Below are 20,718 nucleotides of genomic sequence, written 5' to 3'. Positions count from 1 at the left end.
CCAGCGCCGGTGGGCGGTGGCCGCGCATCACCTGAGCCGCCACCCGAAGGAGTGAACCCCGGAGGGGAGTTGGCGGGCAAGTTCCTACGGCACGCGCACGAGCCTTGTGCGGCAGGCCGGTTGGACGCCGGCGGAGACCGATGGCAGTATTCGCCACCACGCCTGCCCGGAGTGAACCATTCCACCCCAAATCTGGCGTCTGACCTGCGCGGCTGCGTCAGTCCCGTGACCGTTGCCACCCTTTGGCGGACCTTGTGAAGGGCTCGTGCAGACTGGCCGAATGCGTACGGAACTTGTCTCGGAACCCGGCGACGCCCATCGGCCCAACGAGGACTTCGCGAGCGTCGCGCTCCCCGCCTCCGGACAGGGCGGCGTACTGGTCGCCCTCGACGGGGTCACCCCGCCCGCCGGTCCGACCGGCTGTCTGCATTCCGTCCCCTGGTTCACGGCGCGTCTCGGCGGGGCGCTGACCGAACTGGCCGTTTCGCTCATGGATGTTCCGCTGGCCGAGACGCTGTCCCGGGCGATCGCGCGCACAGCGCAGGCACATCAAGCCACCTGTGACCTTTCTCACCCGCGTACGCCCCAGGCGACGGTGGTGGTCGCGCGGTGGTCCCCGTCGACGGTGGAGTACCTGGTCCTGTCGGACTCGGCCCTGCTCCTGGAGTCCCCCGACGGGACCCTCACCCCTGTCCTGGACGACCGTCTGTCCCGTATCCCCCGCGCCCTGCTGGCCACGGACGCCCTGATCGACGCCGACCTCCGCAACAAGGAGGGCGGCTTCTTCACGGCGGCGGCGGATCCGGCGGTGGCGGGGCGGGCGGTGACGGGGTCGGCGGACCGGTCCCGGGTGCGGACGCTGGTGGCACTGACGGACGGGGCGACGCGGTGGGTGGAGAAGTTCCGGGAGGGGGACTGGACAGAGCTCTTCACCTTCGTACGCAAGGAGGGGGCGCAGGCGTTGGTGGACCGCGTACGGGAGTTGGAGCGCGGGGACGCGGAGGCTCGGGCGTACCTGGGGCGCAGCAAGACGCACGACGACGCGACGGTGGTGTACGCGGAGCTGTGAGCCCGGGAGGCGTCGGCGCTACTTCTCCATCCCCCGGTTCAACTGGTGCAGCAGCCGCGCCAGTTCCGTCACCTCTCCCGGATCCCAGTGCGCCAGCCGCCCCGCGTACCGCGCCCGCCGCGCGTCGCGCACCCGCTTCACCCGGGACCGGCCCTCCTCCGTGAGGTCGACCAGCCAGGCCCGGCCGTCCGCCGGGTCCGGTTCGCGGGCGACCAGGCCCAGCTCCTCCAGGGCGCGCAGCTGGCGGGACATCGTGGCCTTGCCGACGCCGATGTAGGCGGCCAGTCCGGTGGCGCGCTGGCGGCCGCATTCATCCAGACGGACGAGCAGACCGTACGCCGCCGACTCCAGGTCGGGATGGACCTCGCGGGCCATCTCCCCCTGGTTGGCCCGGGCGCGCCGCAGCAGGACGGTCAACTCGCGTTCGAGCGCCAGGAATCCGGGCTGGTCCACATCGCTCGGCGCCCCGTCGGCCGCGCCCCGGCCGCCGTCGCCGTTTCCGTCTTCGTGCACGTCAGTCCCTGCCTCGGTTTTCCCGGTACTGAAAGTTTCCGCCAAATTGCGCCATAGCCGCAGCTCCGTAAGTATTTCGCAGGGCTAGACCAACGGCAGCTCCGGTCCCCCTTACCAACCCGTCGTCCCCGTACCCAGCGTCTCCACCAGGCAATTACTGGCATGTACACGCCAGAAGTCGCCACGCCGGCCGGCCTGCCCAGCGCTTCCCGCGCAGCCCCCACCGAGCATCACCGAGCCTTCGGAGGCACGCCATGCCCGTGCACAGACCCGGACCGATACGTCCCCGGCGCCTCTTTCCCGCCGCCCTCCTGCTCACCGTCTTCTCCCTGCTGCACCCCGGACCCGCCTCGGCCGCCGAACCCCCCGCGGCCCCCGAGGCCACCGCCACCCCGGCCCGCGGCTCCGCCCACATGGGGATGGGCGTCGTAGCGCATGACGGCCAGGGCGCTCTTCCCGCCGACACCCGGGCGGCCCAGACCGACGGTGTCGACGTCGCCAGCTACCAGGGCAACGTCTCCTGGCCGACCCTGTGGAACAGCGGGGTCCGATGGGCGTACGCCAAGGCGAGCGAAGGGACGTACTACACGAATCCCTACTTCAGCCAGCAGTACGGCGGCTCCTACGACGTCGGCATGGTCCGCGGCGCCTACCACTTCGCCACCCCGGACACCACGAGCGGCGCAACGCAGGCCAACTACTTCGTCGACCACGGCGGCGGCTGGTCCCGGGACGGGCAGACGCTGCCGGGGGTGCTGGACATCGAGTGGAACCCGTACGGCGACGCCTGCTTCGGCAAGTCGCAGAGCGGGATGGTCACCTGGATCCGTGACTTCCTGAACCAGTACAAGGCGCGGACCGGCCGGAACGCGGTCATCTACACCGCCACCAGCTGGTGGACCCAGTGCACCGGGAACTACGGCGGCTTCTCCGCCAGCCCGCTGTGGATCGCGCGGTACGCCTCGACGGCGGGCACCCTCCCGGCCGGCTGGAGTGCGTACACCATGTGGCAGTACACCTCCTCCGGCCCGACGGTCGGCGACCACGACCGGTTCAACGGAGCGTTCGACCGGGTGAAGGCGCTCGCCAACGGCTGACCCGTGCGCGGACACGGCGAAGGCCCGGGCCTCCCTCACGAGAACCCGGGCCTCCACCTCATCCGGCAGCGCCCGTCACGCCGCCACCGGAACCTCCGGCGCGGCCTCGTTCGTCGCCGGGGCCAGCGCCAGCTCCAGGACCTGGCGGACGTCGGTGACGGCGTGGACGTCGAGCTTGTCCAGCACCTCCGCGGGGACGTCGTCCAGGTCGGCTTCGTTGCGCTTGGGGATGATGACGGTCGTCACCCCGGCGCGGTGCGCGGCGAGCAGCTTCTGCTTCACGCCGCCGATCGGGAGGACCCGGCCGGTCAGCGAGACCTCGCCCGTCATCGCCACGTCCGTGCGGACCAGGCGACCGCTGAGCAGTGACGCCAGGGCCGTCGTCATCGTGACGCCCGCGCTCGGGCCGTCCTTCGGGACCGCGCCCGCCGGGAAGTGGATGTGCACGCCCCGGTCCTTCAGGTCGCCGACCGGCAGTTCGAGCTCCGCGCCGCGCGACCGCAGGAAGCTCAACGCGATCTGCGCGCTCTCCTTCATCACGTCACCCAGCTGGCCGGTCAGCGTCAGACCCGCCGCGCCCGTCTCCGGGTCGGCCAGCGAGGCCTCGACGAAGAGCACGTCCCCGCCCGCTCCGGTGACCGCGAGTCCGGTCGCGACACCGGGGACCGCCGTACGGCGCTCCGCGGGGTCCTGGGCCGACTCGGGCACGTGGTGCGGGCGGCCGATCAGACCGCGCAGTTCCTCGTCCGTGACGGTGAACGGCAGCTTCCGCTCGCCCAGTTCGTGCTGCGCCGCGACCTTGCGGAGCAGCCGGGCGATCGAGCGCTCCAGGGTGCGCACGCCCGCCTCGCGGGTGTACTCGCCGGCGAGCTTGCGCAGGGCGCTCTCGTCGATGACGACCTCGTCCCCCGCGAGCCCCGCCCGCTCCAGCTGGCGCGGGAGCAGGTGGTCACGGGCGATGACGACCTTCTCGTCCTCGGTGTAGCCGTCGAGGCGGACCAGCTCCATACGGTCGAGCAGGGCCTCCGGGATGGCCTCCAGGACGTTCGCCGTCGCCAGGAACACCACGTCGGACAGGTCGAGTTCGACCTCCAGGTAGTGGTCGCGGAAGGTGTGGTTCTGCGCCGGGTCCAGGACCTCCAGGAGGGCCGCCGCGGGGTCGCCGCGGAAGTCGGAGCCCACCTTGTCGATCTCGTCGAGCAGGACGACCGGGTTCATCGAACCGGCCTCCTTGATGGCCCGCACGATCCGGCCGGGCAGCGCGCCGACGTACGTCCGCCGGTGGCCGCGGATCTCCGCCTCGTCCCGTACGCCACCGAGGGCGACGCGGACGAACTTGCGGCCCATGGCGTGCGCGACGGACTCGCCGAGCGAGGTCTTGCCGACACCGGGAGGTCCGACGAGCGCCAGTACGGCACCGCCGCGCCGGCCGCCGACCACCCCGAGGCCCCGCTCGCTACGGCGCTTGCGCACCGCGAGGTACTCGGTGATCCGCTCCTTCACGTCCTCCAGGCCCGCGTGCTCGGCGTCGAGGATCCCCTTGGCGCCCTGGATGTCGTAGGCGTCCTCGGTCCGTTCGTTCCACGGCAGTTCGAGGACGGTGTCCAGCCAGGTGCGGATCCAGGAGCCCTCCGGGGACTGGTCGCTGGACCGCTCCAGCTTGTCGACCTCCTTGAGGGCGGCTTCCCGCACCTTCTCGGGCAGGTCGGCGGCCTCCACGCGGGCGCGGTAGTCGTCGGACTCCTCGCCGTCCTGCTCGCCGTTGAGGTCGCGCAGTTCCTTGCGTACGGCTTCCAGCTGACGGCGGAGCAGGAACTCCCGCTGCTGCTTGTCGACGCCCTCCTGGACGTCCTTCGCGATGGTCTCGGCGACGTCCTGCTCGGCGAGGTGGTCGCGCAGCTGCTGGGTGGCGAGCTTGAGGCGGCCGACCGGGTCGGCGGTCTCCAGCAGCTCGACCTTCTGCTCGGTCGTCAGGAACGGCGAGTAACCGGAGTTGTCGGCGAGCGCGGACACGTCGTCGATGGCCTGCACCCGGTCCACGATCTGCCAGGCGCCGCGCTTGCGCAGCCAGGCGGTGGCGAGGGCCTTGTACTCCTTGACCAGTTCGGTGACGTGACCGGGCAGCGGGTCGGGGACGGTCTGGTCGACCGTCGTCCCCTCGACCCACAGGGCGGCGCCCGGGCCGGTGGTCCCCGCACCGATCTTCACCCTGCCCCGGCCGCGGATGAGCGCGCCCGGGTCGCCGTCGGCCAGCCGGCCGACCTGCTCGACGGTGCCGAGTACACCGGTGCTCGCGTAGGTGCCGTCGATGCGTGGCACCAGCAGGACCTTCGGCTTACCGGGTTCCGAGCGGGCGGCGGCCTGGGCGGCCTCCACCGCGGCACGGACGTCGGCGTCGTTCAGGTCGAGCGGAACCACCATTCCGGGCAGCACGACCTCGTCGTCGAGCGGCAGCACAGGCAGAGTGAGCGGTGTGGACGTCGAAGCCATGATCTCCCCTTCGGCAGTCAAGTTGAGCTATGCCGACTCAATGCACATGCACCTTCGAATGTTCCCCACCCGACCGCCTGTTCGCTGTCGGCGATCACGGCTGCCGGAATCGGCGGTTCGGGACCTATGGTCGTCGCGTAACAGGCACACACCGTGAGTGGTCATTACTGGGAGATGTCGTGGACGGAGTCGTACAGGCATGGGTGACCGGCTGGGTCGTCTCCCGCGGGGCGGCGGCACCGGAGCGTGAGCCGTGGGGGTTCACCGTCGACGTGGGGCAGGTCGCGCACGTGTCGCGGCACGTCTTCGACGCGCTGGGCGACGACGTGGACGAGGGCGTCGTGCGCAAAGTGGCGGGCGGGGTGACCGGGGCCGGCGTGTGGCTCAAGGTGTTCCACGACCCGGAGGTGGTCGGGGGCTGGCTCGGTGAGGGCTGGTGGGTGGATCCCGAGCCGGGCTTCCTGATGACGGTCCCGCTGACCGCTTCGGCGCAACGGACCGGCGCCCCTCCCGGATACCGGCTGCGCACCTGGTCCGTCGGCGGCGTCACCCGCGTACTCGTCGCCGCGCCCGACGGCTCCCTCGCGGCCCGCGGCCAGGTCGCCCCGACGGGCAGGACCGCGGTCTTCGACCAGATCGCGACCGTGCCCGCCCACCAGCGCCGGGGGCTGGGCAGCGTCGTCATGCGCACGCTCCAGAACGTGGCCGTCGGCATGGGGGCGGAGACCGGCGTACTGGCGGGCACCCCGGCGGGACGGGGGCTGTACGAGGCTCTGGGCTGGCATGTGGAAGCTCCGCTCACCAGTGCGAAGTTCGAGGGACCGAACGCCGGGTGACCACCCGTCACCGCCTCCCTGGAAACCGGAGGCGCCTCGGGACGACCTCTGTCATGCTGCGTCGGTGGCCGACCCGACACCCGCGGTGATCCGCGCCGGCCTCATGAGGGACAACACCCGGCCGACGCCCGCTCTTCCCGACGGCCCGACGAGCCGGACGCCCCGGACATCCTTGAGGACCAGGGGGAACCAGCGACGATGACCACGGCAGACATACCGGCCCTCCTCTCCGCCTACGACGACCAGATGCGGGGCGCTCCCCCGGCCCCGCCCGCGGGGGTGACCTACGAGCAGGACGGACCGCTGTCGCGGATCGTCGGGCAGTTCCGCGGGTTCGTGGACGGGCCGCGGGACCTCGGCGTGTACGGGGACGCACTCGACGAGCTGATCGTCCGCCAGCGCGACTTCTTCTCCGCGCGCGGCGAGGCCGTCGAGTGGAAGACCCGCTCCCACGACATCCCGGCCGACCTCACCGAACGGCTCGGCGCGGCCGGTTTCCTGCCCGAGGAGCGGGAGACCGTGCTGGTCGGCCGGGCCGACGAGATGGCCGTACGAGAGCCCGTGCTGCCGGACGGGGTCACCGTGCGCCGGGTCACGGCCGACGCGGACATGCGCCGGATCGCCGCGATGGAGTCGGCGGTCTGGGGCCAGGACTGGAACTGGCTCGCCGACGACCTGATCGGCCGGGTGGCCGCCGCGCCCGACGGGATCGCGGTGTACGTGGCCGAGGCGGACGGCGAAGTGGTGTGCGCCGCCTGGCTGGTGCTCCGCGAGGGCACGGAGTTCGCGAGCCTGTGGGGCGGCTCCACGCTCGCCGAGTGGCGGGGCAGGGGCATCTACCGCGCCCTGGTCGCCGTACGCGCCGCTCTCGCCGTCTCGCGCGGGGTCACGTATCTGCACGTCGACGCGTCGGACGACAGCGCGCCCATCCTGCGCAGGCTCGGCTTCCACGCGGTGACCACGACGACGCCGTACGTCTGGACGCCACCGGGCCGTTGACACCGCCGGCCATCCTCTGCGGGCTCAGTCGACGGCGAGGGGCTGCCGCGCCTGCCGCCACCGTCGCACCAGCGGCCAGGTCGAGACGCCGATCGACAACGCGATCAGGTGGCCCCAGTTGGTCATCGGGTCGGTGAAGGCGATCAGGTCGGTGACCAGGATCCAGCCGAACAGGGCGAGCAACGGCCAGCGCAGCCATGGCCTGAGCAGCCCGGTCAGCGCGCCGAGGCTCGCGGCGACGCCGAAGCTGACGCCGTAGTCGAGGCGGTGCAGCGAGGAAGTCGGGAGGTGGCCGACCAGGACCGCCACGCCTATGGGGACCTCCGTCGCGAGGGTCGCGCCGACATGGCCGAGCAGGAAGACCCCGGCCGTGCGCACACCGCCGATCCGTCGCTCCAGTGCGGTGAGGACGAACAACAGGGCGACGGCGTACGGCGAGAGGATGCCACCCGCGATCCACAGCGCACTGGCGAGGAGTACCAGCACGGGCGTCCGCACCAGGTGGGCGACATCGGTGCTGGAGCCCTGGTGCAGGGTGTGCACGAGGGCGGGGTCCAGCTGCGCCGAGACCAGCGAGACCGCGGCCAGGACGGCGCCGTAGACGAAGGTGAACGGGGTCCCGGTGGGGGTGGGGAGCAACCGCCACACGCGGGGGACCTGGAAGCGGCGGACCGGGACGGCGGCTGTCGGCGTGGCTTCCCTCGGCAGGTCGGCGACGGCAGTCCCGTTCCGCTGCCGGGGCATACCGTCGAGCAGCCCGGCGACATCCGGAAAGCACGCGTCCGTAGCGGGCTCGGTCGGCGCGGTCGGCGCGGTCGCGTCGGGAGGAGCCGGCGGCACGGTTCGTTCCAAGGTGAGCTGCTCCTTCCGTTTCACCCCAGCCTTCGTGCCCGACCCACTCGCTGTCTGTGACCGGCGCCACCCTTGTCCCGATTCACAGGGTCTTCTCAAGTAGCCCCGCCCCGCACGCCGTAGCTGCCAGGATGGACCGATGCCCACCTCGTACGACATTCCCGAAGTCCTGGACCGTCGCGAGGGCCCCTACGGAGAGGTAGTCCTGCGGCGCCACGGCGAGTTGCTCCAGATCATCGCCAACGGCTGCTTCCTGATGGACACCTCGGACGGGCGCTCGGAGCGGATGCTCGTCGACGCCGCGCTCGGCGCGCTCGACGACCGCTCGGACCCGCACGTCCTCATCGGCGGCCTCGGCGTCGGCTTCTCGCTCGCACACGCCGCCGCGAATCCGCGCTGGGGCCGGATCACGGTCGTGGAGCGGGAACCGGCGATCGTCGACTGGCACCGCACGGGCCCGCTGTCGGCGCTCTCGGCCGCGGCGCTCGCCGATCCCCGGACGAACATTCTGGAAACGGATCTGGTCGGATTCGTCAATGAGACATGCGCCACTTTTGACGCGCTGTGCCTCGACATCGACAACGGACCTGATTGGACGGTCACGGAGGGCAACGGCGGACTCTACGCGCCTGCCGGACTCACAAGCTGCGCAAGGGTGTTGAAGCCGGGCGGGGTACTGGCCGTGTGGTCCGCCAAACCCTCAGCGGAATTTGAGGGATCCCTAGCAAATGCCGGGTTCCAACAGGTACGTACCGAGGAGATCCCCGTTGCCCGGGGCGTACCCGACGTCGTGCACCTTGCCGTCCGACCTGGATAGCAAAGGGGTGATGTCTCCCCGTACTCTGCTCCCCTACGCCGATCATTCAAGCGTCAATCGCAGTCATGCGCAGACAAGGAATCACCCCACATGGTTCCGGAAAGCACTCCCCAGGGGCGGGCGATGGAGCAGACACACACCTCCCACAACGGTTCGACGGCTACCCCGGGCGCACAGCGCCGGGTCCTGGTCGTCGAGGACGATCCGACGATCGTCGACGCCATCGCGACCCGCCTGCGCGCCGAGGGATTCCTCGTGCAAACAGCGGTCGACGGTCCGTCGGCGGTCGACACGGCCGAGGCCTGGCAGCCGGACCTGCTGATCCTCGACATCATGCTGCCCGGCTTCGACGGTCTGGAGGTCTGCCGCCGTGTGCAGGCCGCCCGTCCGGTGCCGGTGATGATGTTGACGGCCCGTGACGACGAGACCGACATGCTGGTCGGGCTCGGCGTCGGCGCCGACGACTACATGACCAAGCCGTTCTCGATGCGTGAGCTGGCCGCGCGCGTGCACGTCCTGCTGCGGCGGGTCGAGCGGGCCGCGCTGGCCGCCGCCACACCCCGGTCCGGCATCCTGCGCCTCGGCGAGCTGGAGATCGACCACGCGCAGCGCCGGGTGCGGGTGCGGAGCGAGGACGTTCACCTCACTCCCACCGAGTTCGACCTGCTCGTGTGCCTGGCGAACACCCCGCGCGCGGTGCTCTCCCGTGAGCAGCTGCTCGCCGAGGTGTGGGACTGGGCGGACGCCTCCGGCACCCGCACGGTCGACAGCCACATCAAGGCGCTGCGCCGCAAGATCGGCGCCGAGCGGATCCGCACGGTGCACGGCGTCGGTTACGCCCTGGAGACGCCGACGCCATGAGCGAGGGTCCGGCCGGCCGGAGAAGCCCCAGGGAGCCCTGGGGCGGCGTGAGCCCGTTCTCGATCAAGACCAAGCTGGGCGCCCTGGTCGTCATCGCGGTCCTCATCACCACCGGGCTGATGATGATCGCAATGCGCACGGCGACCGAGCTGCGCTTCATCACGGTCTTCTCGATGATCGCCACACTGCTCATTACGCAGTTCGTGGCGCATTCGCTCACCGCTCCCCTGGACGACATGAACGCGGTCGCCCGGTCCATCTCGCACGGCGACTACACCCGCCGGGTCCGTGAGAACCGACGGGACGAGCTGGGCGACCTGGCCCAGACGATCAACCGCATGGCGGACGACCTGGAGGCCCAGGAACGCCAGCGCAAGGAACTTGTGGCAAATGTCTCCCACGAGCTGCGCACGCCCATCGCGGGCCTGCGCGCGGTGCTGGAGAACATCGTCGACGGGGTCACCGAGGCCGACCCCGAGACCATGCGCACGGCCCTGAAGCAGACGGAACGGCTCGGCCGGCTGGTCGAGACACTGCTGGACCTGTCCCGCATCGACAACGGCGTCGTCCCGCTGAAGAAGCGCCGTTTCGAGGTGTGGCCGTATCTCTCGGGCGTGCTGAAGGAGGCCAACATGGTCGCCTCCGCGCGCGCGGGCATCGCCTCCGGGTCCGGCAGCCACACCCGCACGGACGTGCATCTGCACCTCGACGTGCACCCGCCGGAGCTGACCGCGCACGCCGATCCGGAGCGCATCCACCAGGTCGTCGCCAACCTGATCGACAACGCGGTCAAGCACAGCCCGGCGCACGGCCGGGTGACGGTCAAGGCGCGGCGCGGGTCCCTGCCCGAGTCCCTCGAGCTGGAGGTTCTCGACGAGGGCCCCGGCATTCCGCGCTCGGAGTGGCGTCGCGTCTTCGAGCGGTTCAACCGCGGTCAGGTCATGCGGCCGCACGGTCCGGGCAGCGACGGCGGCACCGGACTGGGGCTCGCGATCGCCCGCTGGGCGGTGGATCTGCACGGCGGCCGGATCGGAGTGGCCGAATCCGAGCGGGGCTGCAGGATTCTTGTCACTCTGCCGGGGCTTCCATCTCTGCCAAGTTGACGTAAAGTTCGAAGCGGAGCCACAAGATCCATCTCTGTTCCGCGCTGTCGGACACGTGTGATCAGGCAGAGGGCCGCGCCGTCGTCGCGCAGGGCCCCGCTCGGCCCTTCCCTCACGCGGTTTCACCAAGCGGAACCTCGCTTGTTTCCCGCCATTTCCACCCCCGAAACCCGCTCTTTGATGTGACTTACACGACGATGGACCGGCCCGGCCTGACCTTCACGGTCTTGGGGGCGTAGCCTTTATTTCCGCTGTCCATCACCTTGTGAAGCGGAAGAGGGCGGTTGCCGCCGTGTCGCCACAGTCCCCCAGTAACTCGAGCATCTCGACCGACGCAGACCAAGCGGGCAAGAACCCCGCTGCCGCGTTCGGCCCGAACGAGTGGCTCGTCGACGAGATCTATCAGCAGTACCTCCAGGACCCGAATTCGGTAGACCGAGCCTGGTGGGACTTCTTCGCCGACTACAAGCCAGGGGCTGCTGCCACCCCGGCTCCGGCGGGTACTGCGGCCGCGGGGGCCGCAGAGACCACCACCGCTCCTCAGGCCTCGGCGGCCCCGTCCGCGCCGACCGCTCCGCCGGCTCAGGCCCAGGCTCCCGCGCAGGCCCCGGCTCCGGCCGCTCCTGCTCCGGCTGCCAAGCCCGCGGCTGCCGCGCCGGCCCCGGCCGCGGCTCCCGCGAAGGCCGCGCCTGCGCCTGCCAAGGCCGCTCCGGCCGCCGCGAAGCCCGCCGCCGCTCAGGCCTCCGCTCCGGAGGGCCCCGAGACGGTCACCCTGCGCGGTCCCGCCGCCGCGGTCGCGAAGAACATGAACGCCTCCCTGGAGCTGCCCACGGCCACGTCCGTGCGCGCGGTCCCGGTGAAGCTGCTCTTCGACAACCGCATCGTCATCAACAACCATCTGAAGCGCGCCCGGGGCGGGAAGATCTCCTTCACGCACCTCATCGGGTACGCGATGGTGCAGGCCATCAAGGCCATGCCGTCGATGAACTGGCACTACGCGGAGAAGGACGGGAAGCCCACCCTCGTCAAGCCGCCGCACGTCAACTTCGGCCTCGCCATCGACCTGGTGAAGCCCAACGGCGACCGCCAGCTGGTCGTCGCGGGCATCAAGAAGGCCGAGACGCTGAACTTCTTCGAGTTCTGGCAGGCCTACGAGGACATCGTCCGCCGCGCCCGTGACGGCAAGCTGACGATGGACGACTTCTCGGGCGTCACGGTCTCCCTGACCAACCCGGGTGGCCTCGGTACGGTCCACTCCGTGCCGCGCCTCATGCCCGGCCAGTCGGTCATCATGGGCGTCGGCTCCATGGACTACCCGGCGGAGTTCCAGGGCACCTCCCAGGACACCCTGAACAAGCTCGGCATCTCGAAGGTCATGACGCTCACGTCGACCTACGACCACCGGGTCATCCAGGGCGCCGCCTCCGGCGAGTTCCTGCGGATCGTCGCGAACCTCCTGCTCGGCGAGAACAACTTCTTCGACGAGATCTTCGAGGCGCTGCGCATCCCCTACGAGCCGGTCCGCTGGCTCAAGGACATCGACGCCTCGCACGACGACGACGTCACCAAGGCCGCCCGGGTCTTCGAGCTGATCCACTCCTACCGGGTCCGCGGCCACGTCATGGCCGACACCGACCCGCTGGAGTACCGGCAGCGCAAGCACCCCGACCTGGACATCACCGAGCACGGCCTCACCCTGTGGGACCTGGAGCGGGAGTTCGCGGTCGGCGGTTTCGCGGGCAAGTCCCTGATGAAGCTGCGCGACATCCTCGGCGTGCTGCGCGACTCGTACTGCCGCACCACCGGCGTCGAGTTCATGCACATCCAGGACCCCAAGCAGCGCAAGTGGATCCAGGACCGCATCGAGCGCTCGCACACCAAGCCGGAGCGCGAGGAGCAGCTGCGCATCCTGCGCCGGCTGAACGCCGCGGAGGCCTTCGAGACCTTCCTGCAGACGAAGTACGTCGGCCAGAAGCGCTTCTCCCTGGAGGGCGGCGAGTCCGTCATCCCGCTGCTCGACGCGGTGCTGGACTCGGCCGCCGAGTCCCGCCTGGACGAGGTCGTCATCGGCATGGCCCACCGCGGCCGCCTGAACGTCCTCGCCAACATCGTCGGCAAGTCGTACGCCCAGATCTTCCGCGAGTTCGAGGGCAACCTCGACCCGAAGTCGATGCACGGCTCCGGCGACGTGAAGTACCACCTGGGCGCCGAGGGCACCTTCACCGGCCTGGACGGCGAGCAGATCAAGGTCTCGCTGGCCGCGAACCCCTCCCACCTGGAGACGGTCGACCCGGTCATCGAGGGCATCACCCGCGCCAAGCAGGACATCATCAACAAGGGCGGCACGGACTTCACCGTCCTGCCGGTCGCCCTGCACGGCGACGCGGCCTTCGCGGGCCAGGGCGTGGTGGCCGAGACCCTGAACATGTCGCAGCTGCGGGGTTACCGCACCGGCGGCACGGTCCACATCGTCATCAACAACCAGGTCGGCTTCACGGCCGCCCCGGAGTCCTCGCGTTCCTCCATGTACGCGACGGACGTGGCCCGCATGATCGAGGCCCCGATCTTCCACGTGAACGGCGACGACCCGGAGGCCGTGGTCCGCGTGGCCCGCCTGGCCTTCGAGTTCCGCCAGGCGTTCAACAAGGACGTGGTGATCGACCTCATCTGCTACCGCCGCCGCGGTCACAACGAGTCGGACAACCCGGCCTTCACCCAGCCGCTGATGTACGACCTGATCGACAAGAAGCGCTCGGTGCGCAAGCTCTACACCGAGTCCCTCATCGGTCGCGGCGACATCACCCTGGAAGAGGCCGAGCAGGCCCTGCAGGACTACCAGGGCCAGCTGGAGAAGGTCTTCACCGAGGTCCGCGAGGCCGTCACGGCCCAGCCGGCCGCCGGTCCCGTCTCCGACCCGCAGGCCGAGTTCCCGGTCGCCGTGAACACCGCGATCTCCACGGAGACCGTGAAGCGGATCGCCGAGTCCCAGGTCAACATCCCCGACACCTTCCACGTCCACCCGCGTCTGCTGCCGCAGCTCCAGCGCCGGGCGTCGATGGTCGAGGACGGCACGATCGACTGGGGCATGGGCGAGACGCTGGCCGTCGGCTCCCTGCTCCTGGAGGGCACCCCGGTCCGTCTGTCCGGCCAGGACTCCCAGCGCGGCACCTTCGGCCAGCGCCACGCGGTCCTGATCGACCGGGAGACGGGTGAGGAGCACACCCCGCTCCAGTACCTCGCCGAGGACCAGGCCCGCTACAACGTCTACAACTCCCTCCTGTCCGAGTACGCGGTCATGGGCTTCGAGTACGGCTACTCGCTGGCCCGCCCCGACGCGCTCGTGCTGTGGGAGGCGCAGTTCGGTGACTTCGTCAACGGCGCGCAGACGATCGTCGACGAGTACATCTCGGCGGCGGAGCAGAAGTGGGGCCAGACGTCCGGCGTCACCCTGCTCCTCCCGCACGGCTACGAGGGCCAGGGCCCGGACCACTCGTCCGCGCGTGTGGAGCGCTTCCTGCAGCTCTGCGCCCAGAACAACATGACGGTCGCGATGCCGACCCTGCCGTCGAACTACTTCCACCTCCTGCGGTGGCAGGTGCACAACCCGCACCACAAGCCGCTGGTGGTCTTCACCCCGAAGTCGATGCTGCGTCTCAAGGCCGCCGCGTCGAAGACGGAGGAGTTCACGTCGGGTCAGTTCCGCCCGGTCATCGGCGACACGTCCGTGGACGCGGCCGCCGTCAAGAAGGTCGTCTTCTGCGCCGGCAAGGTCTACTACGACCTCGACGCCGAGCGTCAGAAGCGCGGTGTCACGGACACGGCGATCATCCGCGTCGAGCGCCTGTACCCCCTGCCGGGTGCCGAGCTCCAGGCCGAGATCGCCAAGTACCCGAACGCCGAGAAGTACCTCTGGGCCCAGGAGGAGCCGGCGAACCAGGGCTCGTGGCCCTTCATCGCCCTCAACCTGATCGACCACCTGGACCTGGCCGTCGGCGCGGACATCCCGCACGGCGAGCGCCTGCGCCGTATCTCCCGCCCGCACGGCTCCTCGCCGGCGGTGGGCTCGGCGAAGCGGCACCAGGCCGAGCAGGAGCAGTTGGTGCGTGAGGTGTTCGAGGCGTAACCGCTCTCGCAGGCAGTAGGCGGCCGGGCCGCACCCCTCCCAGGGGGTGCGGCCCGGCCGTTTCCACGCATCTATCCTTGACGGCATGTACTTCACCGACCGTGGCATCGAAGAGCTGGAGAAGCGGCGCGGCGAGGAGGAGGTCACCTTTGAGTGGCTCGCCGAGCAGCTGCGGACGTTCGTCGACCTCAACCCCGACTTCGAGGTGCCGGTGGAGCGGCTGGCGACGTGGCTGGCGCGGCTCGACGACGAGGACGACGAGTAGGGCGGATGTGGTGTGGGCGCTCCTTCGGGGGCGCCTTTCGTGTGTCGGGGCACACTTCGGAACGTGTCAGTCCCGCGGGTGCGTCAGGTTGTACGCCAGCCCGAACGCCCCGTGCGCCAGCAGCAGCGCGCCTGCCGTGAGCCAGCCGCCGCTGTGGTGGCGTAGGCCCCAGGCGGCGAGGGGAAGGCCGGTCGCGATCTGGGCGAGGGCGGGGGTTCGGGCCCCGGGGTCGCCGGACCAGGGGAGCCAGGGGATCAGGTGGTGGCCTGCCGCTGTCCCGATCTCGCCTTGCACGGCTTCCCGCCGGCCCTCCCACTCGACCGCGCGGGCGTCCGGCTGAACGCGGGCCGTCGCGCGGAGGCGGTCGGCGGGTTCGCCGGGGGCGAGGCCGGTGGGGAGGGTGACTCCCGCACGCGTGAGGATCGCCAGGAGGCCGCGCAGACGGGCCCGGGCGTCGGACGAGGGGTCCGGTTTCGTGAGGTGGTCGAGGGACTGGACGTCCAGGACCGGGTCGAGGGCGAGGCGGGCCGCGAAGGTGCGCATCGCCTCGTCCTCGCCCGCCGGGGTGCCGTTGGTGAGCCAGACGTAGCCGACGGGGCGGCGGAAGCCGGACGCGAGGGTGTACCCGCTGTGGTCGGCGTCCCACCAGAGGGCGAGAACGGGCCAGGGGGCGCCGACGGCGAGGGCGGTGGCCCAGCCGGTGAGGACGCGGTCGACCGGCTCCTCGCCGTGCAGCCAGGGCCCGCCCTCCGGTACGAGGACGCTCCAGCCCTTGCCCGCGCGCGTGAGCAGCATGCGCTCGCGCAGCAGCTGGGCGGCGGGGGCCACGGAGTCCGGCTCGGCCCGGCAGAGCAGCAGCGCTCCCGGGGCGGGGCCGGTGCGACCGGTGCGGGAGGTGGCTTCCATCGGCATGCTCACACGTTAGGGCGATTCACGCCGATTAGTCATATTTACAGCCTCTATCGCCCCCAGAACGAGTGTCTTGACTTTCCGTGTCCACGATATATCGTGAATAACAGGAGACGCGATATGGCGCGTCGCTACGGGGAGGTCTGCACCATGTCCGAGTGGTCCGTCACTGAGCCCAGGAAGCTCACCTTCGACGAGCCCGTGCGCGAACTCCACGTGCGCATCGTCAACGGAACAGTGAACGTGGTGGGCACCGAGGAAGGTTCTGCCCGCCTCGAGGTCTCGGAGATCGAGGGACCACCCCTCGTCGTCACCCAGGAGGGCGGCACCCTCACGGTGGCCTACGAGGACCTGCCCTGGAAGGGCTTCCTCAAGTGGCTCGACCGCAAGGGCTGGCGGCGCAGTGCGGTCGTGTCGCTGGCGGTGCCCGCGGAGACCCGCGTGGAGGTGGGGGTGGTCAGCGCCGGGGCCGTCGTGTCGGGGATGCGCGGCCCGTCGGTGGTGAAGGGGGTCAACGGCGACACGACCCTCGTCGGCCTCTCCGGCCCCGTCCGCGCCGACACCGTCTCCGGGAATCTGGAGGCCCAGGCCGTCACCGGCGACCTGCGCTTCAACTCGGTCTCCGGGGATCTCACCGTGGTGGACGGCTCCGGCTCCTCCGTGCGGGCCGACTCGGTCAGCGGCTCGATGATCGTCGACCTCGACCCGGAGGGCCCCACCGACGTCCGGCTGACCAACGTCTCGGGTGAGATCGCCATCCGGCTCCCCCAGCCCGCGGACGCCGAGGTGGAGGCCAACACCGCGAGCGGGACGATCTCCAACGCGTTCGAGGGTCTGCGGGTGCACGGCCAGTGGGGTGCCCACAAGGTCACGGGCCGCCTCGGCGCCGGCACCGGCAAGCTCCGCGCGACCACCGTCTCCGGCTCCATCGCCCTCCTGCGCCGCCCGCCCCGGGAGGACGAGGAGGAGCCGTGGGAGACGGACCCCTTCGTGAGGGACGGAGACCCGGGTACCGAGCCGAGCGGCGCCGGTGTCCGGGGGGACGGCACCGGCTTCACCGACGCCGGAGACCCGACCGACGCCGCCGATCCCATGGACCCCCGCGACCCGGCGGACACCGCGGACCCCAGGGACCCCCGCGACCCGGCCGACCTCGCGGATCCCACGGACCACCCCCGTGACCCGGCCGACCTCGCGGACATGGCGGACCCAGGCGACCCGACGAACCCAGCCGATACGACCGGCCCGACGGACCCGACCGACCACGGACACCGCGCCTCGGGAGACAATTCCGTCTCCGGCCCGGGCGCCACCCCCAACGCCACCCCCACCCCCGCTCCCGCGGACGACCCCACCCGCGCCCCGGCCGACGGCACGACCGACAAGAAGGTGCTCTGACATGCCCCCCGTCTTCGCCCACGGCCGCCTCCGCCTCTACCTGCTGAAGCTACTGGACGAGGCCCCGCGCCACGGCTACGAGGTGATCCGGCTCCTGGAGGAGCGCTTCCAGGGCCTGTACGCCCCCTCGGCGGGCACCGTCTACCCCCGGCTGGCCAAGCTGGAGGCGGAGGGTCTGGTCACCCACACCACCGAGGGCGGCCGCAAGGTGTACGCCATCACGGACGCGGGCCGCGCCGAACTGGCCGACCGCAGCGGTGAACTGGCCGACCTGGAGCTGGAGATCCGCGAGTCGGTCGCCGAGCTCGCCGCCGAGATCCGGGCCGATGTGCGCGGCGCGGCGGGCGACCTGCGGCGCGAGATGCGGGCGGCCGCGACCGAGGCCCGCCAGGGCGGTGGCACCAAGGGAGGCTCCGGCGCCCAGGAGGGCCCCTTCGGGGACTTCACGGAGTACGCCGACAAGGAGTCGTGGCGTGTCGCCAAGGAGGAGATGCGCCGCGTCAAGCAGGAGTGGAAGGAGCAGGCCCGGCGCGCCAAGGACGAGAGCCGCCGCGCCCGCGAGGAGGCCCAGCGGGCCCGTCGCCAGGCCAAGGAGGCCCAGGAGCGAGCCCGGGAGCAGGCGCAGGAGGAGGTGCAGCGCATCGCCCGACGGGTGCAGGAGCAGGTGCAGGACCACTTCGCGCGGGGCGACTGGCCGACAGGAGTGCGCGAGGGTCTGACCGAACTGGCCAAGGAGTTCGGCGAGTTCGGGAAGGACTACGGCAAGGAGTTCGGGAAGGACTTCGGCTTCGGCCGGGGCGGCGTGAGGTCCGAGAGGACGTCTTCGGGCCCCGAGTACTCGCACACCCCCGAGGACTTCCCCGCCGAGCACGAACCTTCCTGGGCCCACGAGGCCCCGACCGACAATCCCGCCCGCGACCTGGACCGGCTGCTCGACCGTTTCCGTGACGACATCCGCGACGCGGCCCGCGACCACGGCATCACGGCCGACCAGCTCCGCGACGCCCGCCGCCATCTCTCCACGGCGGCGGCCCACATAGGAGCGCTGTTGCACACGCCGAAGGCCTGATCCGACCGGGCGTCGCCATCTCTCCACGGCGGCGCCCCAGCGGACTCAGCCGGCCTTCGCCTCTCCCCCTCCATAGAGGACACGAACGACCGACTCGTAGGTGACTCCGTGGTCGGCGAGCACCTCCCCGGGGACCCCGGGCCTGACTGTCAGGGCCAGCAGGATGTGTTCGTCGCCGACGTGACGGTCACGGCGGGCCACGGCGATCCGAAGAGCCTTCTCCAGGATCTCCTTGGCGCCCGGTCCGAAGGGGTGCCGGCCGGACCGCCGCCCCTTGCCCCTCCGGTCACCTGACATCGCCCCGACCCCGTGCACCGCCTCGACCCGGGCGACGATCTCCGAGACGTCGATACCGAGCCCGGCCAGCGCCTCGGCGTCCGCCTGGGACAGCCCGGCCCGCCGCCGCGCCTCGCCCAGGGCTTCCCGTACGGCTTCCCCGCGCTCGGCAAGTCCGAGAGCGGCCAGGGCGAAGGAGGCGCGCCCGGCCTCCCGGTCCAGCAGCGCGAGCAGCAGATGCTCGGCGTCCACCGACCCGGCCCCCGCCCCCTCGGCGTGTTCGACCGCGCCCATGACCACCGCCCGGGCATCCTTCGTGAACCGCTCGAACATCAATGCCTCCCGTACTTCTTGTGCACGGCCTGCCTGCTCACTCCGAGTTCCGCGGCGATCTCCTGCCACGACCAGCCCTGATTGCGCGCGCTGCGCACCTGCACCGACTCGAGCTGCTCCAGCAGCCTGCGCAGTGCGGCGACGGCACGCAGCCCCACCCGGGGATCGCGATCGCCCGCGCGCTCGGCGAGATCCGTTGCTTCGGTCATGACGTCAACCTACGTTGACAAGAATCAGGTGTCAACCGTGATTGACAAACGTCGACGGCCGACCCGCAGGCCCGGGTCGGCCGTCGACAAGGAAAAAGGAGGTCAGCCGTTGGCGAGCACGACCTTTCCGAACTGCTCACCGGATGCGACCCGTTCGAAGCCCTCACGGGCACGGTCCATCGGGAGGATCTCGTCGATGACGGGACGCACCCCCGTGGCGGCGCAGAACGCGAGCAGGTCCTCCAGCTCGTCCTTGGTCCCCATGGTCGAGCCCACGACCTTGAGCTCCAGGAAGAAGATCCGGGTCAGTTCGGCGTGCGAGGGGCGGTCACCGCTCGTGGCACCGGAGATGACCACCGTGCCGCCGGGCCTCAGCGACTTCACGGAGTGCGACCACGTGGCCGCGCCCACCGTCTCGATGACGGCGTCCACCCGCTGCGGCAGCCGCGCGCCCGGCTCCAGCGCCTCCACGGCCCCGAGCTCCACCGCACGCCTCCGCTTGGCCGCGTCCCGGCTGCTGGCGAAGACCCGCAGCCCCGCGGCCTTCCCCAGCACGATGGCGGCCGTGGCGACGCCGCCCCCGGCGCCCTGCACCAGCACGGAGTCACCGGGCCGGACGCCCGCGTTCGTGAAGAGCATCCGGTACGCCGTCAGCCAGGCCGTGGGCAGACAGGCGGCCTCCGCGAAGGAGAGCTCCTTCGGCTTGGGCAGGACGTTCCAGGTCGGCACGGTCACCTGCTCGGCGAACGTCCCCTGGTAGCGCTCGGTGAGGATGGACCGCGACTCCTTGGGGCCGACCCCGTGCCCGCTCTGTCCGATGACGGAGTGCAGGACGACCTCGTTGCCGTCCTCGTCGACACCGGCGGCGTCACAGCCGAGGATCATCGGCAGCTTGTCCTCCGCGAGACCCACGCCGCGCAGGGACCAGAGGTCATGGTGATTGAGGGAAGCGGCCTTGACGTCGACGACGCTCCAACCCGGGCGGGCTTCGGGGGCCGGGCGCTCCCCCAACTCCAGTCCCGAGAGCGGGTTGTCGCGGTCGATTCGGGCGGCGTAGACAGCGAACATGACCTTGACGATAGGGTCCTCCGGCGGCACACGGAACCGGGGCACGATGTGACACACGCCCTCTTGCGATACCGGGCACCTATGGACGTGCCTCGCGATGTCGTGTGGCGAGTGCGGGTCGGTGGGGGCTGGTCGCACAGTTCCCGGCGGGCAGCTGCGCTGGGCTTGGGCCGGGCGCCCAGGGAAGTGCCTCGCGATGTCGTATGGCGGCCGCGGCCCGGTGGGGGCTGGTCGCGCAGTTCCCCGCACCCCTAAGGAGCTGCAGCCGGCCTGCGCCACAACGGACCGCCAACCACCCCGCGCACCAACACGAACCGTTCCCCGCTCCCCCGCGCTACGACGGACCGTTCGCCGCGCCGTGCGCCACGGTGGGCCGTTGGCCGCGTACGGCGGCAAGGGGACGGGGTGGGGGGTGTCCGCCCGCAGCGGCC

The 20,718-nt window shown here is 70.9% G+C and carries 18 protein-coding genes; 11 read left to right on the top strand and 7 right to left on the bottom strand.

The window, feature by feature from the left end; all coding sequences use genetic code 11:
- The first annotated feature begins 280 nt into the window (after nucleotides 1–280).
- Complete coding sequence (locus tag AB0D34_RS33020; RefSeq protein ID WP_362668266.1) at nucleotides 281–1,069, top strand: protein phosphatase 2C domain-containing protein; 789 nt, start codon at nucleotides 281–283, stop codon at nucleotides 1,067–1,069.
- A gap of 18 nt (nucleotides 1,070–1,087) precedes the next feature.
- On the opposite strand, the gene AB0D34_RS33015 is transcribed toward AB0D34_RS33020, so the two are convergent.
- On the bottom strand, nucleotides 1,088–1,582 hold the full coding sequence (locus AB0D34_RS33015; protein WP_362668263.1) for a MarR family transcriptional regulator: 495 nt from the start codon (nucleotides 1,580–1,582) through the stop codon (nucleotides 1,088–1,090).
- 254 nt (nucleotides 1,583–1,836) lie between these two features.
- Here AB0D34_RS33015 and AB0D34_RS33010 point away from each other — a divergent pair, with 254 nt between their 5' ends.
- Complete coding sequence (locus AB0D34_RS33010) at nucleotides 1,837–2,679, top strand: lysozyme (protein ID WP_362668261.1); 843 nt, start codon at nucleotides 1,837–1,839, stop codon at nucleotides 2,677–2,679.
- Between the two features lie 75 nt (nucleotides 2,680–2,754).
- On the opposite strand, the gene lon is transcribed toward AB0D34_RS33010, so the two are convergent.
- Nucleotides 2,755–5,169, bottom strand: a complete 2,415-nt coding sequence (gene lon / locus AB0D34_RS33005; protein WP_362668259.1) for an endopeptidase La — start codon at nucleotides 5,167–5,169, stop codon at nucleotides 2,755–2,757.
- Nucleotides 5,170–5,348: 179 nt separating this feature from the next.
- On the opposite strand from lon, the gene AB0D34_RS33000 reads away from it, so the two are divergent.
- Together AB0D34_RS33000 and AB0D34_RS32995 are read left to right on the top strand one after the other, a co-directional pair.
- A complete protein-coding gene (locus AB0D34_RS33000) occupies nucleotides 5,349–6,005 on the top strand; it encodes a GNAT family N-acetyltransferase (RefSeq protein WP_362668257.1) in 657 nt (218 codons plus the stop codon).
- A 198-nt stretch (nucleotides 6,006–6,203) separates the two neighbouring features.
- Entirely contained in the window at nucleotides 6,204–7,004 is an 801-nt protein-coding gene (locus tag AB0D34_RS32995; RefSeq protein ID WP_362668255.1) for a GNAT family N-acetyltransferase, read from the top strand.
- Nucleotides 7,005–7,028: 24 nt separating this feature from the next.
- Here the strand turns inward: AB0D34_RS32995 and AB0D34_RS32990 are convergent, their stop codons facing one another.
- Nucleotides 7,029–7,856, bottom strand: a complete 828-nt coding sequence (locus AB0D34_RS32990; protein ID WP_362668253.1) for a rhomboid-like protein — start codon at nucleotides 7,854–7,856, stop codon at nucleotides 7,029–7,031.
- A gap of 139 nt (nucleotides 7,857–7,995) precedes the next feature.
- Between AB0D34_RS32990 and AB0D34_RS32985 the strand changes: the two genes are divergently transcribed.
- From AB0D34_RS32985 to AB0D34_RS32965, 5 genes are all read left to right on the top strand, one after another.
- Nucleotides 7,996–8,673 (top strand): spermidine synthase, encoded by a 678-nt coding sequence (locus tag AB0D34_RS32985; protein ID WP_362668251.1) that lies wholly within the window; start codon nucleotides 7,996–7,998, stop codon nucleotides 8,671–8,673.
- Between the two features lie 123 nt (nucleotides 8,674–8,796).
- A complete protein-coding gene (locus AB0D34_RS32980) occupies nucleotides 8,797–9,534 on the top strand; it encodes a response regulator transcription factor (RefSeq protein ID WP_031038660.1) in 738 nt (245 codons plus the stop codon).
- Nucleotides 9,531–10,637: an ATP-binding protein gene (locus AB0D34_RS32975; protein WP_362668250.1), complete on the top strand. Its 1,107-nt coding sequence runs from the start codon at nucleotides 9,531–9,533 to the stop codon at nucleotides 10,635–10,637. The genes AB0D34_RS32980 and AB0D34_RS32975 overlap by 4 nt, the downstream gene beginning before the upstream one ends.
- A gap of 292 nt (nucleotides 10,638–10,929) precedes the next feature.
- Nucleotides 10,930–14,760 carry a multifunctional oxoglutarate decarboxylase/oxoglutarate dehydrogenase thiamine pyrophosphate-binding subunit/dihydrolipoyllysine-residue succinyltransferase subunit gene (locus tag AB0D34_RS32970; protein ID WP_362668248.1) on the top strand — a complete coding sequence of 1,277 codons (3,831 nt, stop codon included), beginning with the start codon at nucleotides 10,930–10,932 and terminating at the stop codon, nucleotides 14,758–14,760.
- Nucleotides 14,761–14,845: 85 nt separating this feature from the next.
- Nucleotides 14,846–15,025, top strand: coding sequence for a DUF6104 family protein (locus AB0D34_RS32965; RefSeq protein WP_003992906.1), 180 nt, complete (start codon nucleotides 14,846–14,848; stop codon nucleotides 15,023–15,025).
- Nucleotides 15,026–15,091: 66 nt separating this feature from the next.
- Here the strand turns inward: AB0D34_RS32965 and AB0D34_RS32960 are convergent, their stop codons facing one another.
- Entirely contained in the window at nucleotides 15,092–15,937 is an 846-nt protein-coding gene (locus tag AB0D34_RS32960) for a hypothetical protein (RefSeq protein ID WP_362668246.1), read from the bottom strand.
- Nucleotides 15,938–16,084: 147 nt separating this feature from the next.
- Here AB0D34_RS32960 and AB0D34_RS32955 point away from each other — a divergent pair, with 147 nt between their 5' ends.
- Together AB0D34_RS32955 and AB0D34_RS32950 are read left to right on the top strand one after the other, a co-directional pair.
- On the top strand, nucleotides 16,085–17,332 hold the full coding sequence (locus AB0D34_RS32955; RefSeq protein WP_362668570.1) for a DUF4097 family beta strand repeat-containing protein: 1,248 nt from the start codon (nucleotides 16,085–16,087) through the stop codon (nucleotides 17,330–17,332).
- Between the two features lies 1 nt (nucleotide 17,333).
- Complete coding sequence (locus AB0D34_RS32950; protein WP_362668244.1) at nucleotides 17,334–18,401, top strand: helix-turn-helix transcriptional regulator; 1,068 nt, start codon at nucleotides 17,334–17,336, stop codon at nucleotides 18,399–18,401.
- A 45-nt stretch (nucleotides 18,402–18,446) separates the two neighbouring features.
- Here the strand turns inward: AB0D34_RS32950 and AB0D34_RS32945 are convergent, their stop codons facing one another.
- The 3 genes from AB0D34_RS32945 to AB0D34_RS32935 form a co-directional block, all read right to left on the bottom strand.
- The gene (locus AB0D34_RS32945; RefSeq protein ID WP_362668242.1) at nucleotides 18,447–19,010 is read right to left on the bottom strand and encodes a Clp protease N-terminal domain-containing protein; all 564 of its coding nucleotides are present in this window, start codon (nucleotides 19,008–19,010) and stop codon (nucleotides 18,447–18,449) included.
- The gene (locus AB0D34_RS32940; protein ID WP_007384656.1) at nucleotides 19,010–19,219 is read right to left on the bottom strand and encodes an HTH domain-containing protein; all 210 of its coding nucleotides are present in this window, start codon (nucleotides 19,217–19,219) and stop codon (nucleotides 19,010–19,012) included. Before AB0D34_RS32940 ends, AB0D34_RS32945 begins: the two co-directional genes overlap by 1 nt.
- Before the next feature lie 102 nt (nucleotides 19,220–19,321).
- Nucleotides 19,322–20,287 carry a zinc-binding dehydrogenase gene (locus AB0D34_RS32935; RefSeq protein ID WP_362668239.1) on the bottom strand — a complete coding sequence of 322 codons (966 nt, stop codon included), beginning with the start codon at nucleotides 20,285–20,287 and terminating at the stop codon, nucleotides 19,322–19,324.
- Nucleotides 20,288–20,718 lie beyond the last annotated feature (431 nt).

Origin of the sequence: Streptomyces sp. NPDC048420, assembly GCF_040651535.1 — a bacterium.
Taxonomy (GTDB): Bacteria; Actinomycetota; Actinomycetes; order Streptomycetales; family Streptomycetaceae; genus Streptomyces.
This window is presented reverse-complemented; position numbering and strand designations above follow the sequence as displayed.